The following is a 16,358-nucleotide window of genomic DNA, read 5'->3' as shown; positions in this document are numbered from 1 at the left end:
TTAGTTGGTTTTTGTCTATTCTCGATTTTTCCAAGCTTGGTAACGGGTATCAATCAAGAGTTGGGTTAAGCGTCCCATGGTTTCTCTTTCTTCGGGAGTGAGGGATTGAGCTTGGACAAAGAGATGGTGAATGTGTTCAATGACCTTGAAGGAAGAAAGATCGTTGATAGAAGAGATGCCTGCATCGAGAATGATTCCAAAAAAGAGGTCAAAGTAGAGCTGCAGTTCAGTATCAGGGACCGTTTCAACCCATTCCTTGAAAGTAGTGTCGACTTGTTGGCTGTCACTATTGGTCTCGTCTAGTTGGACAAAGTGTTTGTCTTCAACCTGCCAACTAAAGGTGTCATGCTGGGCAAGACCGCCCAAGGCAGTGCTTCGAACGACGATTTTTTTATCCGGAATTTCCAGCATCATCCCGATGATAGAACCTTGTGGGACAAATACTTTCGTTCTTTCCATCATGTTTTGATAGCCAGTTGTTTCGGTTAGTTCCTTGTGAAGTCCAGGAGCATCAAAAGTATAGACAGCGACAATGTTTTTTTGTAAGACTGGATCGAGCTGACTAGCAGCATAGACGGCTAGATTGCCCCCTTTTGAGTGTCCAGCTATGACAACCTTTTGGTTAGGATGTTGAGCAAAAAAATTTTGTAAATACTGGAGTGCGTGTTTTTGAGCAGGGATTTCCTTCATATAGGTCATATGGAAATCTTCTTTCCAACCAATGATACTATCATCCGTTCCGCGAAAAACAAGCAAATAGGTATCGAGACTGATACCATAAGTCATGGCTGCAAACTGTTTTTGCAATTCAGGATCAATATCGTTAATAAAGTCTGAGAGCTTGCAATTTTTAAAGCGTTTGTGTTGAGCGAGCTGATTCAATAACTGGAGACGGTTTTTATTGGTCAACATCGTCGTTTCTCTAGGGATTTGAGATGCTAGATCTATGAGGCGCTTTGGTTCTTGGGTAACTACATCATCAAAAGGAAGATAGGTTAATTCAGTCAGGGCAAGAACATCTAACTCGTTCACGGGGAGGTCATAAAAGGAATCGTATGCTACATCATTTAAGTAGTCAAAAATATTGGCCATAAAAGCTCCTTTCTCTATGTTTATCCTATCACATTTACCTAGAATTAGCTAGTAGGGTTTGATTGAAATACATAGAAGATAGATTGCTCCTATTTCAAACCTCTAAACGAGCTTACTTGTATGTTTTTGCTATCAATCCCATTTTCCTTTAAAAAATTCTTCATCTCATTTACATCATCAGGCTGACCTGTGATGAGATAGCTGGCTTGATTGCCGTATTCATCAATAGCACGTTTTAAAAATTCTTGACTTTGAGAAAGTTCATCGCTAGTTTTATAAGTAAAATTCGATGTTTTTTGAGCCAGTTCTTTCATCTCATTATCGAAAATAGTAACTCCTTTGTCAAAATGGTTGAGAATAATCGGACATTTACCAGCCCATTCTTTGATGAGGGGGCGTAGAGCAGAAATGCCGACATCAGATGCAAAGCAAACTAGTGGCTTATTCGTATCTTTAACAGTCAAAGAGGAATCCAGCCAACTCATCTCAATCTCACTGCCAGCCGGTAAATGTGTCAAGGTGTTCTTAAAGTTGCTACCACTATTATGAGTCAAAATGAGAATTTCATCTTCATCAGGTGTGGAGGCAATGGTTAGCCATCGACTGGTTTGCTCTCCCTTAGCTTCGTTTTTATTAGTAGTAGAAGAAGTATCAGGGAGTGTAAACTTGGCATAAGCCCCAGCTTTCCAGTTTTGATAACTTGGTTTTGTGATGTGAATTAAATACAGATCTCCGCTGGGATTTTCGATGGATTTTATCGATAATATCTGACTTCGTCCAAGGTAGGCGATGGCACCCCAAGTTATAATACATAGCGCTCCAAGTGTTGATAGAATGATAATAAACATTTTTTTACCTCTTTTCATTTTTTATGACTCCTGTTCTTAATTTTATGAATGAACTATAAAAAAATTCATTCATACCTTTTCAAAAAATAAAGAAAACCATTTTCTTTATTTTAGAACTCCTTTTATGAAGTTGGTTGCAAGTATTTCGACAGTTTTGCTTATATCTGGAAAATCTTTTTCCGTGATATGCATATCCATGTAGTAAAATAGGTTGTAAACTTGTAAAATCTCTTGAATCTTTTCTGGAGAATACCCCTCAGCCTGCATACGATTTGTAAAAGTTTTAACTAGAAACTGATGAAAAGGATTTGCGACTTTGCCTTCTTCCGAGGAATAGTAGCTGTGCAACTCATCTGCGATGGCAGGATTGTACCATTCTGCAAGGATTTTATTGGAAGAAACGAGAGTTCTGGACTGAGCAAATAGTTGACCAATGAGGTCGATCATGTCAATTTCCCAATCCAGTTCTTCGATCATAGCTTGGCGAACACGGTTGTTTTCATCTATATAAATGTCTAGAAAAATGGCTTCTTTACTCTCGTAATAGTTATAAAAAGAACCAACTGCAACACCAGCTTGCCTAGCAATTTCTGAAATTCCTGTTGCCTTGTAACCCTTTTTCGAAAAAACGTCATAAGCCGCTGTTTTTAGAGCTTGTTTTTTGTCCAATCTGACCTTACCTCCTTCAGACATGAATGAATATTAAGTTTGGTTCATTCATATTCTAGCAAATCCTAGCTGGCTTGTCAATAAGAAGGATAAATAAGTTAGTTTAAAGCAATTACATTTATGAACAGAAGAGTTACATAAATTTACAAGGCATTTATTTTAATGAGATTGTTCATTTAAAATCTATTCCTTAAGTAAAAGAAACACGGACTAAATAAGCAGAAAAGGAAAATATAGGATAAGGCTGGAACTATAGTTAAAAATAAGGTATGATATCAATGGGATTATTCTCTATTTAGCTTTCGTTTCCGAATCTGGATTTGGGAAATAGGCTGCTAAATAGTATGAGATACTGATCCGTAAATCTGATATGAAGGGTTTTGATACTTTGAGAAATAGCAAAGGAGGAGTGCATGCACAAGATTTTACTAGTAGAAGATGACCAAGTTATTCGGCAACAAGTTGGGAAATTGCTCTCTGAGTGGGGCTTTGAGGTCGTTTTGGTAGAGGATTTTATGGAAGTGTTGAGCTTATTTGTCCAGTCTGAGCCCCATTTGGTCCTCATGGATATTGGCCTGCCACTCTTTAATGGTTACCATTGGTGCCAGGAAATTCGTAAGATTTCCAAGGTGCCTATCATGTTTCTGTCTTCGAGAGATCAGGCTATGGATATTGTCATGGCGATCAATATGGGAGCAGATGACTTTGTGACCAAGCCTTTTGACCAGCAGGTCCTCCTTGCCAAGGTTCAGGGCTTGTTGCGCCGTTCCTATGAGTTTGGGCGGGATGAAAGTCTGCTGGAGTATGCGGGTGTGATTCTTAATACCAAGTCTATGGACCTGCACTATCAGGGGGAAGTCCTGAGCTTAACCAAGAATGAATTTCAAATTTTGCGTGTTTTGTTTGAACATGCGGGCAATATCGTGGCGCGAGATGACCTGATGCGGGAACTCTGGAACAGCGACTTTTTCATTGATGACAATACCTTGTCTGTCAACGTTGCTCGCTTGCGCAAAAAGTTGGAGGAGCAAGGTTTAGTAGGCTTTATCGAAACTAAGAAAGGGATAGGATACGGACTGAAACATGCTTGATTGGAAATCATTTTTTCTAGCCTATCTGCGTTCTCGCAGTCGCGTTTTTGCCTATATTTTTTCATTAGGCTTTCTCGTCCTTCTCTTTCAGTTTTTATTTGCTAGTCTAGGAACTTATTTTCTTTATTTCTTTCTGCTCAGTAGTTTTTTGACCTTCTTATTTTTGGCTTGGGATATATTTGCAGAAGCTCAGGTTTACCGACAGGAAGTTCTCTATGCTGAGAGAAATCCCAAGTCTCCTCTGGAATGTGCGTTGGCAGAGAAACTCGAAGAGCGGGAGTCTGAATTGTACCAAAAGAAGTCGGAAGCGCAGAGCAAGCTGACGGATTTGCTTGATTACTACACCTTGTGGGTTCATCAAATCAAGACCCCCATAGCGGCTAGTCGACTTTTAGTGGCAGAAGTCTCTGATCGTGAGGTCAAGCAACAACTGGAACAGGAAATCTTTAAGATTGACTCCTATACCAACCTGGTTTTGCAGTACCTGCGTTTAGAAAGTTTTCACGATGACTTGGTATTTGAACAGGTTCAAGTGGAGGACTTGATCAAGGAGATGGTTCGTAAGTACGCACTTTTCTTTATCCAAAAGGGGCTGACAGTCAATCTCCATGACCTTGACAAAATCATCGTGACCGATAAGAAATGGTTGTTGGTCGTCATTGAACAAATCCTTTCAAACAGCCTCAAGTACACTAAGGAAGGTGGGCTAGAGATTTCTATGGAAGGTCAGGAGCTCTGTATCAAGGATACGGGGATTGGGATTAAAAACAGTGATGTGCTCCGAGTCTTTGAACGTGGTTTTTCAGGCTACAATGGCCGTTTGACCCAGCAATCATCTGGACTGGGCCTCTACCTATCTAAGAAAATTTCTGAAGAACTCGGCCATCAGATTCGCATCGAGTCTGAGGTTGGGATAGGAACAACCGTTCGCATCAAGTTTTCCAATAGGAATCTGATGATTGAGTGAGCATAGTTGATGATAACCTTATCCATCTGTGGAATTTTTGTTCTAGTCTATATCTCTATTTTCATGATAACGTCTAGAAGTTACCGTAAGATTGTCCAGATGTAAAAAATGTTACACTAGGAAACGACTAGAATATAGTCAAAAAATAAAAGAGGAAAAATGAAAGAAAGTTATTTTGATGGCGGAATCCTAGATTATATTGGATACTCTATCTTAGTAGCCATAATTTTCGGGCTTACCTTGGGGATCGCAACACCTTGGGCGGTTTGTATGATGCAAAATTGAAAACCAAACACATGGTAGTAGATGGTCAACGTCTATACTTTGACGGGATTGGAACACAACTGTTCGGTAACTGGATCAAGTGGTTTCTTCTAACCATCATCACGTTTGGAATCTATGGCTTCTGGTTGCAAATCAAAATGAAGCAATGGATTGTCGAACACACCAATCATGTTTAAAGATTAAAACGGCATCTTCTTTCAGAGGAGATACCGTTTTTTCTTTTTCGTATAAGGAAACAAAAATTTCTTCCTTTTTCTATCTGTTCAATTGATAGATTTCTTTGGAGAAAGACTGTAAAATTTTTGATATAATGTTAAGGATAGACTGATGGATGCTTAAAGGATAATTTTCAAAAACATAACAGGTGAGAAGAAAAATATGTAAGATTGAAAAGAAGTCTCTCTACCATCATCCAAGCAGAAACAAGAGTATATGAAATAAAAGGAGTAACCAATGTCCAGAAACTATTCAACACGTGAATTCCGCGAGAAACTATATGATGACCTTCATGTTCGATTAAGAGATATAGTAATTTTGATGTGTGCGATTTTTATTGCCTCTATAGGTTTAAATATGAATTCAACAGCGGTCATTATTGGAGCCATGCTGATTTCCCCTCTTATGACACCGATTGTTGGACTGGGTTTTGGTTTAGCTATTTTTGATACCCGTTTAATCAAACAATCTCTAGAGGTTTTATTTACTCAAGTATTGGTCAGTTTGCTTGTCTCGACTTTGTATTTCTGGATTTCTCCCTTATCTTATGCAAGTAGCGAACTGATTGCACGAACCTCTCCAACCATTTGGGATGTTCTCATTGCTATTGCTGGTGGGATAGCAGGTGTAATTGGATCAAGGAAAAAAGAAGCAAACAATATCGTGCCAGGAGTAGCCATTGCAACAGCTCTGATGCCACCTATCTGTACTGCAGGATATGGTTTAGCTAATGGAAATGTACGATTTTTATTTGGGGCTCTCTATCTTTTTTTGATCAACTGTGTCTTTATCATGCTAGCCAACATTGTTGGAACAAGAATTTTGATGAGAAAATCTCCCTTAAGTTCATTTAAAGAGCTAAACATTAAAATGAAAATTGGCTTGACATCCTTGATTGTATTATTGGTTCTTCCAGCCAGTTATTCAGCAGTCACTCTGTCGATAGAACAAGCGCGAAAAGAAGGAATCAAACAGTTTATAGCAAAAGAGTTCGCCAATCACACGGTCATTAATCAAGTCTACAAGTCAAGGAACAATGAATTGGTCTTGACGGTTGTTGGAGATCCGATTTCAGACGAAGAATTAGAAACGCTCCACCAAAAACAAGCCTCTTACGGTATTCAATCTGTTGAATTGAAAGTCAATCAAGTCCATAATTCGACAAAATTAGACAGTGATACGACCAAGGAATTTTATGAAACCATTAACAAGTATATCGATCAAAAACTCTCTGAAAAGGATTCACAAAAAGATCTCGTAAAAGAAAAGGAAGAAGACAAGGAATGAGGATATTGACCTTATCCAACTCATGAAAGCAAATTTTGTGTGGTGGTTTGACCAATCACTACTAGCCCAGATTAAATAAAATATAAAAAGGCGGTGGGACAGAAATCGATAGACAAAGTCTCGATTTCGTAGTCCCAGCCCCGCGAGGATGATTAGGAGCTTTTTGGAGTCTAAAAGACGAACAAAAAGTTCAATCAGCTACCGCGTCAAAGTTTAATTGCTAATAAAAAGTGAGGTCGGGATCGTTTGTCCCAACCTCTTTTTTAGGTAGCTGGAATTCTTATCCCAGGTTAAACGTTTTATTTCTCAACGCGTGATTTGTTGGCGATATCAGCAAGGATAGCTTGAACAAACTCATCTACTAAGACAGTTTGTGTTTCTTTTTGTCCGTAGCGACGAACGTTGACTGTTCCGTCTTCCATTTCCTTGTCACCAACGATCAATTGGTAAGGAATCTTGCTGGTTTGAGAAGCACGGATCTTGAACTGCATTTTTTCATTGCGCTCATCTACATCTGCACGGACACCACGGTCACGGAGTTTCTTAGCCACTTCCCATGCGTAGTCCACGTGTTTTTCGTTAGAAACAGGGATGAGAGTTACTTGGTGTGGTGCAAGCCATGTTGGGAAGGCACCCTTGTAGTTCTCAATCAAGATAGCTGTGAAGCGTTCCATAGTTGAAATAACCCCACGGTGAATCATAACTGGACGGTGTTCTTCCCCGTCAGCTCCGATATATTTGAGGTCGAAGCGTTCTGGGAGCAAGAAGTCAAGCTGGATAGTCGAAAGGGTTTCTTCTTTTCCAAGGGCAGTTTTAACCTGGATATCCAATTTTGGTCCATAGAAGGCTGCTTCACCTTCAGCTTCAAAGTAGTCAACACCCATTTCATCAAGGGCTGCACGAAGCATAGTTTGGGCATTTTCCCACATCTCATCGTTGTCAAAGTACTTGTGAGTATCTTGAGGGTCGCGAAGAGAGAGACGGAAGCGGTATTCAGTCAAGTTGAAGTCTTCATAAACATCGATAATCAACTGAAGGGCACGTTGGAATTCTTCTTGAATTTGTTCTGGAGTTACAAAGAGGTGACCGTCGTTGAGAGACATTTCACGCACACGTTGAAGACCAGTAAGGGCACCAGATTTTTCGTAACGGTGCATCATCCCGATTTCGGCGATACGGATTGGCAACTCACGGTAGGAATGAACATGGTGTTTAAAGACTTGGATGTGGTGTGGACAGTTCATTGGACGAAGGACAAATTCTTCCCCATCACCCATGTCCATGGTTGGGAACATGTCTTCTTGGTAATGATCCCAGTGACCAGAAGTCTTGTAAAGCTCAACAGAAGCAAGTGGTGGAGTGTAAACGTGTTGATAGCCAGAAGCCAGCTCCTTGTCGACAATGTAGCGTTCCAATTCACGACGGATAGTCGCACCGTTTGGCAACCAGAATGGTAGACCTTGACCAACTTCTTGTGAAATCATAAAGAGGTCAAGCTCTTTACCAAGTTTACGGTGGTCACGTTCTTTAGCTTCTTCACGCATTTGAAGGTAGTTTTTCAAGTCTTTCTTGTCAAACCAAGCTGTACCGTAGATACGTTGCATCATCGCGTTGTCGCTATTTCCGCGCCAGTAAGCACCTGCTACATGAAGAAGGTGGAAGATTTGGATACGGCCTGTTGATGGAACGTGAGGTCCACGGCAGAGGTCTACATATTCACCCTGACGGTAGATAGTCAACCCACCTTCGTCTTCTGAGTGTTCTTCGATCAATTCCAATTTGTAAGGGTCGTTCTTGAAGATTTTACGTGCTTCGTCTTTGGTGACTTCTTCACGAATAGATGGGAAGTTTTCTTTGACGATCTTTTGCATTTCTTCTTCGATACGAGGAAGGTCTTCGTTAGAGATTTGACCAGCAGTATTGTCTGTATCGTAGTAGAAGCCATCTTCGATAGCTGGACCAACTCCCAAGTGAATGTCTGGGAAGAGGCGACGAGCTGCTTGGGCGAACAAGTGGGCAGCTGAGTGGCGCAAGATTGGAAGGGCATCTTCGTGATCAGGTGTCACAATTTCGATGCTTCCATCTTCAGTGATAGCGCGAGTCGTGTCGATGAGTTTGCCGTTGAATTTACCAGCCAAGGCTTTTTTAGCTAGGGAATTGCTGATAGATTGGGCAATTTCAAAAGTAGTAACGCCAGATTCGAATTCACGAACAGCGCCATCTGGGAAAGTAATCTTAATCATGGTTTTCTCCTTAAATATTTATTCTATTTTTGTTGGACAATTTTAAGAGCCGAGCAACTTCTTCCGCAGTCTGATTCTCTGATTGACTACCATCTGTTACGAGACTAGGATAGCCTAATAGCACCGCTTCCTTACGAACCATTTGAGCAAAAAGAATGTCTCGTTGCATCCAGTTTTCAAAAGCTTGCTCGGGGTTGGTTGTACCCTCTAAGACATAAGGAACCCATTCTCTCTGTATATAATGCTTTTTTTGAAAATCAGCTGTCGGAGTCAAGCATAGATAGGATGATGCTTGACATTCAAGCTCCTTTACCAAGTGAGGCAAAAGTCCTGCTCCCTCCACCAAGAGAGGTCTGTTTTGTTTTTTTATCAAGTAAGATTTTACATATGGAAAAATCTCTTCATAAAAGCACCATTCTTCATCTGCCATCTCTTCTGGCTTTCTCATCCAGATTTGTTCTGGATTTCTATCCTTCCTAAGAAGGCAAATTGGCTGTGAGTCTGCACTTGCTTGACTCATCATCTCTTCTACCAAATCATCCAGTTTGATATGAAGTAGTTGATACTGTCTAGCAAGAAGTGAGGCAATTGTTGACTTTCCACTACAAGGCGATCCGCCAATCATATAAAGCATCGTTCTTCCTCCTTCTGACAAAACAAAAAACGACATCCTAAAAGGACGTCGCAACGTGGTTCCACCTTCATTTATGTTCCTCAAAAAAGAGGGACACCTCAGATTGGCTTTAACGTAGCCACCGTTTTATGTTTGCATAAAAGTCAGTAGAGTAGTATCAGTTTAGGCTTTCTATGCGTTTCCAGCAACCACGCACTCTCTAGTAGAAAGGGACTAAGTGACTTGTCTCTATGCATTATTATAGCATGATTGCGAGAATTTTCAAGGTTTTTGTATAATTTTTTTGTTTTTCTCTTTTTGGAAGAGATGATTGATACCCATGCCAGCAGCCAAGCCAAGTAGGGCAAAGAGCTCATAGGCTAGGAAGTAAAGAAGGATGAACTCACCAAAGGTGATGATGGTAAAGCAATGGAGCAGACCAATACCGAGTAGCCACCAAAGTGAGAAATGAAATCGATAGCTATAAAGTAGCGATACGATAAAGGTTACTAGAGGTGAAAAAAGGATGATGTTGTAAATGTACAGTCCCTTCAGTATATATGGGTCAGAGATGCATAGAGAGAGGAGTTCATAGAGTGGCCAGTAAAAAAAGAAAATGACAAGGTAGTATGGGATATACTTAAGATAATTCCGCATGGCAATAGTCCTCCAATCTGCAAAAATTGAGAGATATTGTATACAACATAATCCTAAATGAAGGGGAAATCTCTACTTATATTATAGCACGATTTGGAGGCTCTTACAATTTAATCCAGTGATTAGTGATAGTGATCTTTTCGAGTGTTTTCTGCTATAATACTAACAAAAGAAGTAAGAGAGAATGAGGAGAAAGAATGACCAAAATAGCAGTTCTTTCAGACATACATGGAAATACGACAGCTTTGGAAGCTGTTCTGGCTGATGCTAAAGCGGCAGAGGTAGACCAATACTGGCTTTTAGGGGATATTCTGATGCCAGGAACAGGACGTAGAAGGATCTTGGACCTCTTAGCTAGCTTGCCTATTACAGTAAGAGTTCTTGGTAATTGGGAAAATAGTCTCTGGCGAGGCCTGCATCGCAAGTTAGACCCTACAAAAGCGAGCCATCGTTATCTCCTGCGTCAAAGTCAGTACATCTTAGAGGAGGTCAGCCCTGAAGAAATTGAAAACCTCAACAATCAACCTATGCAAGTTCATCGTCAGTTTGGTGATTTGATGGTGGGAATCACTCACCATCTCCCTGATAAAAACTGGGGAAGAGAATTGATCCATACGGGAAAACAAGAAGATTTTGATAGATTGGTGACGAATCCACACACCTCTATCGCAGTATATGGCCATATTCATCAGCAGTTGCTTCGTTACGGAAGTGATGGACAGTTGATTCTTAATCCAGGTTCCATTGGGCAACCTTTCTTTCTAGATGCGAAGTTGCGTAAGGACCTGCGGGCCCAGTATATGATCTTAGAGTTTGATGAGGAAGGTTTGTCTGATGTTGATTTTCGTCGAGTGGATTATGATGTAGAAGCTGAATTGCAGTTGGCTAAAGATTTGAAGCTCCCCTATTTTCAGGTCTACTATGAAAGTTTGGTAAATGGGATTCACCATACTCATAATCACGAACTGTTAGGTCAGATTAGTGAACAAGAAGGTTATGATCAGGATGTTGAGCTTTGGATGGAAAGAGACAAGAAAGATTGGTTTTAAGAGGTTTTCTAGTCAGAAATCAGAGAGTCTAGGAACTGTTGTTTTCCGATAAGTCGAACTGGATACGAATTGACGGCTTCTCAAATTTATGTTAGAATAACGGAATATAAATAATTTGAATTTCATACTAATTGATATTCAAAATAAGAGGAGACAAATAATGAAACCAGAAGAGTTACACGCTATTGCCTCGGAGTTGGGCTTGCAATTTGACGAAGATTCGCGTAGTATTTATGGCACGCAGTCAGGCTATTTACTTTTCCTGCAAGAAACTGACGTGAAAAATCAGTTTCGACTTTGCGTCAGTGTGAGTTTGAATGGCAATCCTGCGGATTCAGAAGAAAACGAAATGGTTTGGGATGAATTTAAGAGTGAATCTCTTCCAAACTTGTCGACCTTGTCCATCAACCAGTACCTTGTTTCTTTTGTCGTAAAAGGTGCCATGCGCAAATCAAAAACAATTGAAAAGTTACAGACGCTCATAACAGACCTCGTTGCCTTCCTTGAAACCCATCATTTCGTCCAAGTCTGTGCCTACAGTGGTCAGGAAGGCCCTGTTGGTCTCTATCAATTAGGTGATTCAATTTTCCTTATCAACGAGGAAAGCTATCAATTGCTGAAGAGCAATCTTCAGATTGAGGTGGATTCTTATCAAAATCAAAAGGAAAATGTTCTTCTTGGAGCAGTTGGTGCCTTGCTTGGAGCCTTGATTGGTGGAGCAGTTGCTCTATTTATCGCTCGTCTAGGTTATGTAGCTATGGTAGCGGGGATTGTTCTGGGGATTTGTACCATTAAAGGATATGAATTCCTTGGAAGAAAGATATCTCGAAAGGGGATTGTAATTTCCTCTATTTGGATGGTGATTACTGTCTTTCTAGTGAATCAAATTGATTTGGCGATGGAAGTCGTTTCCAAACTAGGGGTTGAGTTTGCCTTTGCTTTCCGAGCGGTGAATGAATTAATCTTTAACGGTGATTTCCCAAAAAATTATTTTTATAATCTAGCTATGTTAGCTGTGTTTACCTTAGTTGGTGCTGGGGCGTCTATCAGCTCGGTTTGGTCAAGTCATAAAACAAAAGGGATTGTCCGTAAAATTGCATAAAAAATAAGTCTTTGTATGCCCTCTACCGTTCTGGTTGTCAAGAGGGATACAGGACTTTTTGCATGGAGAAGGTAATCATTCGTTAATATTTGACAGGATAAGCAAATAAGGTATAATGTTTATACGGGAAAAGATGAATAAAATATCAATGAAAGGAGAAGAAGATGCAAATTTCAAGCCGATTTACAATTGCGACTCATATGATGATTATTATTGCAATGCAGGATACAGAAAGTAAAGTAACCAGCGATTTTCTTGCGGCCAGTGTCGGAGTCAATCCAGTCATTATCCGTAAGACTTTATCGCAACTCAAAAAAGCAGGGTTGATCTCAGTTGCTCGTGGTACGGGAGGAACTGAGATAATAAAAGACCTTCAAGAGATCAGTTTGTTGGATGTCTACCAAGCTGTAGAGTGTTTAGGAAAATCCGGCAAGCTCTTTAGTTTCCATGACAATCCAAATCCTAATTGCCCAATTGGTGCGAATATCCATGCGGTCTTGGACCAAAAGTTGTTCGATGTTCAAGCAGCTATGGAGAACCAACTTCGTCAGACAAGTCTGGCTCAGGTTGTAGCAGATGCTCAGAATAAACTGTTTAAGTAAGAGGACTAAGGTTCTCTTTTTCTATTGCTATAATTATGGTACAATGTAGTCATCAAAGGAGGAGACTATGTACTTTATCACAGGATTTTTTGTCCTACTTTTTCTCGTTTCGTTTTTAAGGGACAATCGCAGTCTCTGGAATCCAGCTCTCTTGCTTTTGTCTCTGCTCTTTTCTTATATGTCCATTGCCAATCTTTTTTACGAAGCTGGGCAGAAAGAAGTGCACATGGTTTTCTTTGCAGGGATTTTTCTCCTGCTGCCTCTTTTAGTTTTTCTAAGTGGTTTTTTCCTTATTTATAATGGATTTGTGTTATTGAAAAAAGAAGGAAAATCCAAGGCAAATTATTTGTCTCTAGGATTAGGCTGCGTGATTCTATTCTTTTTTGTGATCATGGCGATTCGAGTGAGCGATACCAAGGGCTTGTTCTACACCAATCATCTAGTGAATATTATCTTTTTCTTTTTGATTTATTCGTATTTGATTTTTGGTTTTGCCTTTGCAGGATTTCTGCTTTATTCCATTCTGTATCTTTTCATTCCTAAGAAAAAATATTATGATTTTATCATCATTCACGGAGCAGGCTTGTTGAATGGAGAAAAAGTCACTCCCTTACTGAAGAGTCGCATTGACAAAGCAGTAGAAGCTTATCACCAGTCTCTCAATCCCAATGTTAAAATCATCTCAAGTGGTGGTCAAGGTGGGGATGAGAAGATTTCCGAGGCTCAGGCAATTTGTAATTATTTGCTGGAAGAGACGGATGTTCCGAGAGAAGCGATTCTCCTAGAGGAAGACTCAACGACGACCTATGAGAATCTTCTCTTCTCAAAAGAAATGGGAGAGAAGCTGGTGGCCAGTCCACGTTTTCTCTTTGTGACCAATGATTACCATGTTTTTCGTACCAGTACCTATGCTCGCCGTATTGGGATGAAGGGAGATGGTCTTGGTTGCCGTACAGCCGCCTACTATATCCCATCGGCCTTTATCAGAGAATACATTGCTCTATGTGTGAAGATGAGATGGCTTTTTATCACATTCTATATTTTATTAATTTTAGCTCTGATTTTCTCCTATAGAGGTGTTCTATGGTAATATGTAAAATTCATATTGTAATTCTTGTTAGAATCTCTAAAAAATCTTGTAGTAACCCTAAGGGAAAAATTGTCACTAGTAATGAAAGAGCAGGGTAAGTGATTGTGAGTGCGGTTTTTGGAACGGCTTCATGATTGCTCGTCAATCAATTGAACAATTTCTAACCTAGTTGCAGATTTTCAGAGAGAGTCAAAAATAGGCAACTGAATATGAGTAGACTAGAATTTTACAGTCAACGACAAATAAAAATGTGAACAGCAACAGAGGTTCACATTTTCTTTTTGGTCTATGGCAAAATGGCTTTTAGTTCCTTCAGGATAGTTTGCAAGGTTACGATCGCTTGTTCTCCTTGTTGTGGTTGATAGAGTAGTTGGAAATACTTGCGAATAGTTTCTTCAAATTGCTTAGGGAGGAGAGTACAATTGGTCTTTGCGTACTCCAACATTCGTTTTTCACCAGGATGGGTTTGCTCATTGAGCGCAAATAACAAGTCAAAGTAGGAAGCAAAAAACTCACTCGTACGATGATTCATACTGAGAAGATCTTGGCGTTTGATAGCTTTTTCTATTTGGTGAGAGAAGGCAGGCATGGCTTGTTCTAGCAAAAGGAGCTGCCTTTCAATGATATGCTTTTTGAGTTCCTGTGGATAGGGAATCTGGTAAGTCTTTTGGAGAGAAGCATAGTGTCCATTCGGGTCATATAGAATCTTGCTGTGGAGTAGATTGTGCCACATACAGGTTGTATAAGAGTTTTGGGCTTGATGCTGAAAAACGGTTGAGTTCAATTCCTGTTCAAACGACTCCAGCGAACGATAAATCAGCTCGATTTGGATACCGTTGTTTAGTACACAGTCGTCCTCTAATTCCCAAAACTGGTTTCCAATTTCCATATAGGAGCAGTATTTACTCAAAATTTTTAGGCGATTCGCCTCATAAATAGGAGAGTTGAGATAGACATAAACGTCATAATCAGAGTTTTGATCGTAGGCTTGTCCTGCACGTGAACCACCAAGAGCGATAGCTTCTACTTGTTCCAGTTGGGAGAATTCTTTGCAAAGTTCTTGGATCATGATTTTTCTCCTTGCTTTTTGTTTTAAAGTCATTTTACCAAAAAGTAAAACGTTTGCATAGCATTGGGTTGCTCTTTTTCATTTATAGCAAAAAATGTGAACCCTTGTTTTGAGTTCACATTTCTTTTTTATTCTGCGGCTTGTTGCCAACGTTTTGCTAGCATATGAGACAGGCTAGAAATGGCAAAGTTAAAGATAAAGTAAATCAAGGCAATCAGGATATAAAGACTGAAGACCTGCTCTGGTTCGAAATAGCGTCCCATGAGAATTTGGCTGGCGCCAAAGAGTTCTTGTAGAGCGATAACAGAGTAGAGAAGGCTGGTATCCTTAATCACAGTTACAAACTGAGAAATGATGGCTGGCAGCATTTTACGGATTGCTTGTGGGAGAATGATGTAGTAGAGGATTTGGGCTGAAGTGAATCCTTGCGACATTCCTGCTTCGTACTGGCCCTTGTCCACGGCATTGAGGCCACCTCGGATAATCTCAGCCAAGGCTGCTGAGGTAAAGAGGGTAAAGGCGGTAATGCCAGCTGGTGTCGACTTCATCTTGAAAACCAAAAAGATGGTGAAAATCCAGAGAAGGTTGGGAACGTTACGTACAAACTCGATATAAATGCTGGAGATGATCCGTAAAACAGGATTTTTTCCATTTCTCATAACCGCAAGTACCGTCCCGATCAGGGTAGAGAGGACAATGGCAATCAGAGAAATATAGAGGGTTAAGCCAAATCCTTTAAAGATAAAGACTAGGTTATCTGGGGTCAAAACTTCTAAAATAGATTCCATAGTAACCTCCTAAAGTGAATAGGCTTTTTTGTTGGCTTGCTCCATCTTGCGACCAAACTGGGCAACAGGGAAGCATAGAGCAAAGTAGAGAAGAGCGGCGCCTAAAAAGGCTGGGATATAGTTTCCGTTGAGAGCCGACCAAGACTTGGTCACAAACATCAAGTCTACTCCAGAGATGATAGCTACGGTAGAGGTGTTCTTGATAAGGTTAACAATTTGGTTGGTCAATGGAGGGAGAATGATACGGAAGGCTTGAGGCAAGATAATCAAGCGCATGGCACTGATATAGGTAAAACCTTGCGACAAGGCGGCCTCCATCTGACCGCTAGGAATAGACTGAATCCCTGAACGAATAACCTCCGCAATATAGGCACCGTGATAGAGCCCCACACAAAGTACAGCTGTCCAATAAATGGGAATCATGATGGTATGGTCACTGATAAGAGGCAAACCATAAAAGACGATGACAAACTGCACCAAGAGGGGAGTATTTTGATAAAATTCCACAAAGATGCGAGCTAAAGCACGCAAGAATGGGCGTTTGCTGGTTGACATGGCTCCAAAGAAGATGCCCAAAACCATGGCGAGGATAAAGGAACCAATCGCTAGGGCAAGAGTGAAGAGGAAACCATTGAAAAATTGTCCAAAATCCTGAAAATAGGCTGTCCAAGATGATAAATCTGTCATGGG

Annotated in this window: 16 protein-coding genes and 2 pseudogenes; 9 read left to right on the top strand and 9 right to left on the bottom strand. The window is 40.3% G+C overall.

The window, feature by feature from the left end:
* Positions 1-15: 15 nt before the first annotated feature.
* The 3 genes from D8844_RS01680 to D8844_RS01670 all read right to left on the bottom strand — a co-directional run bounded on the left by D8844_RS01680 (position 16) and on the right by D8844_RS01670 (position 2,609).
* Positions 16-1,092 carry a DUF2974 domain-containing protein gene (locus tag D8844_RS01680; protein ID WP_125421397.1) on the bottom strand — a complete coding sequence of 359 codons (1,077 nt, stop codon included), beginning with the start codon at positions 1,090-1,092 and terminating at the stop codon, positions 16-18.
* An 89-nt stretch (positions 1,093-1,181) separates the two neighbouring features.
* Positions 1,182-1,958, bottom strand: a complete 777-nt coding sequence (locus tag D8844_RS01675) for a ferredoxin reductase domain-containing protein (RefSeq protein WP_125421394.1) — start codon at positions 1,956-1,958, stop codon at positions 1,182-1,184.
* A gap of 87 nt (positions 1,959-2,045) precedes the next feature.
* The gene (locus tag D8844_RS01670; protein WP_185757655.1) at positions 2,046-2,609 is read right to left on the bottom strand and encodes a TetR/AcrR family transcriptional regulator; all 564 of its coding nucleotides are present in this window, start codon (positions 2,607-2,609) and stop codon (positions 2,046-2,048) included.
* Between the two features lie 413 nt (positions 2,610-3,022).
* On the opposite strand from D8844_RS01670, the gene D8844_RS01665 reads away from it, so the two are divergent.
* From D8844_RS01665 to D8844_RS01645, 5 genes and pseudogenes are all read left to right on the top strand, one after another.
* Positions 3,023-3,700, top strand: coding sequence for a response regulator transcription factor (locus D8844_RS01665; RefSeq protein WP_000548982.1), 678 nt, complete (start codon positions 3,023-3,025; stop codon positions 3,698-3,700).
* A complete protein-coding gene (locus tag D8844_RS01660) occupies positions 3,693-4,667 on the top strand; it encodes a sensor histidine kinase (protein ID WP_125421388.1) in 975 nt (324 codons plus the stop codon). Before D8844_RS01665 ends, D8844_RS01660 begins: the two co-directional genes overlap by 8 nt.
* Before the next feature lie 6 nt (positions 4,668-4,673).
* Positions 4,674-4,772 (top strand): annotated as a pseudogene (locus tag D8844_RS10590) (peptide ABC transporter); the annotation flags it as partial.
* 54 nt (positions 4,773-4,826) lie between these two features.
* A pseudogene (locus tag D8844_RS01650) lies at positions 4,827-5,128 on the top strand (DUF898 family protein).
* Between the two features lie 277 nt (positions 5,129-5,405).
* Positions 5,406-6,455, top strand: a complete 1,050-nt coding sequence (locus D8844_RS01645) for a DUF389 domain-containing protein (protein ID WP_125421385.1) — start codon at positions 5,406-5,408, stop codon at positions 6,453-6,455.
* Between the two features lie 299 nt (positions 6,456-6,754).
* Here the strand turns inward: D8844_RS01645 and thrS are convergent, their stop codons facing one another.
* The 3 genes from thrS to D8844_RS01630 form a co-directional block, all read right to left on the bottom strand.
* Positions 6,755-8,698 carry a threonine--tRNA ligase gene (gene thrS, locus D8844_RS01640; RefSeq protein ID WP_125421382.1) on the bottom strand — a complete coding sequence of 648 codons (1,944 nt, stop codon included), beginning with the start codon at positions 8,696-8,698 and terminating at the stop codon, positions 6,755-6,757.
* Positions 8,699-8,708: 10 nt separating this feature from the next.
* Positions 8,709-9,332 (bottom strand): adenylate kinase family protein, encoded by a 624-nt coding sequence (locus D8844_RS01635; RefSeq protein WP_049549743.1) that lies wholly within the window; start codon positions 9,330-9,332, stop codon positions 8,709-8,711.
* Positions 9,333-9,593: 261 nt separating this feature from the next.
* Complete coding sequence (locus D8844_RS01630; protein WP_033630250.1) at positions 9,594-9,968, bottom strand: hypothetical protein; 375 nt, start codon at positions 9,966-9,968, stop codon at positions 9,594-9,596.
* A 197-nt stretch (positions 9,969-10,165) separates the two neighbouring features.
* Between D8844_RS01630 and D8844_RS01625 the strand changes: the two genes are divergently transcribed.
* The 4 genes from D8844_RS01625 to D8844_RS01610 all read left to right on the top strand — a co-directional run bounded on the left by D8844_RS01625 (position 10,166) and on the right by D8844_RS01610 (position 13,811).
* Positions 10,166-11,017 carry a metallophosphoesterase family protein gene (locus D8844_RS01625; RefSeq protein ID WP_125421379.1) on the top strand — a complete coding sequence of 284 codons (852 nt, stop codon included), beginning with the start codon at positions 10,166-10,168 and terminating at the stop codon, positions 11,015-11,017.
* 160 nt (positions 11,018-11,177) lie between these two features.
* Positions 11,178-12,119 (top strand): hypothetical protein, encoded by a 942-nt coding sequence (locus D8844_RS01620; protein ID WP_125421376.1) that lies wholly within the window; start codon positions 11,178-11,180, stop codon positions 12,117-12,119.
* 164 nt (positions 12,120-12,283) lie between these two features.
* Positions 12,284-12,721, top strand: coding sequence for an Rrf2 family transcriptional regulator (locus D8844_RS01615; RefSeq protein WP_125421373.1), 438 nt, complete (start codon positions 12,284-12,286; stop codon positions 12,719-12,721).
* A 67-nt stretch (positions 12,722-12,788) separates the two neighbouring features.
* The gene (locus D8844_RS01610) at positions 12,789-13,811 is read left to right on the top strand and encodes a YdcF family protein (RefSeq protein ID WP_125421370.1); all 1,023 of its coding nucleotides are present in this window, start codon (positions 12,789-12,791) and stop codon (positions 13,809-13,811) included.
* Positions 13,812-14,097: 286 nt separating this feature from the next.
* Here D8844_RS01610 and D8844_RS01605 read toward each other — a convergent pair whose 3' ends face one another.
* From D8844_RS01605 to D8844_RS01595, 3 genes are all read right to left on the bottom strand, one after another.
* Positions 14,098-14,880, bottom strand: coding sequence for a DUF4037 domain-containing protein (locus D8844_RS01605; protein ID WP_125421367.1), 783 nt, complete (start codon positions 14,878-14,880; stop codon positions 14,098-14,100).
* 128 nt (positions 14,881-15,008) lie between these two features.
* Positions 15,009-15,668 carry an amino acid ABC transporter permease gene (locus tag D8844_RS01600; RefSeq protein ID WP_084944379.1) on the bottom strand — a complete coding sequence of 220 codons (660 nt, stop codon included), beginning with the start codon at positions 15,666-15,668 and terminating at the stop codon, positions 15,009-15,011.
* 9 nt (positions 15,669-15,677) lie between these two features.
* On the bottom strand, positions 15,678-16,355 hold the full coding sequence (locus D8844_RS01595; RefSeq protein ID WP_125421364.1) for an amino acid ABC transporter permease: 678 nt from the start codon (positions 16,353-16,355) through the stop codon (positions 15,678-15,680).
* Between the last annotated feature and the right edge of the window lie 3 nt (positions 16,356-16,358).

Source organism: Streptococcus oralis, from assembly GCF_003942875.1.
GTDB classification, from domain to species: Bacteria; Bacillota; Bacilli; order Lactobacillales; family Streptococcaceae; genus Streptococcus; species Streptococcus oralis_BX.
Note: the sequence above shows the minus strand (reverse complement) of the source record. Positions and strands in the feature narration are given on the sequence as shown.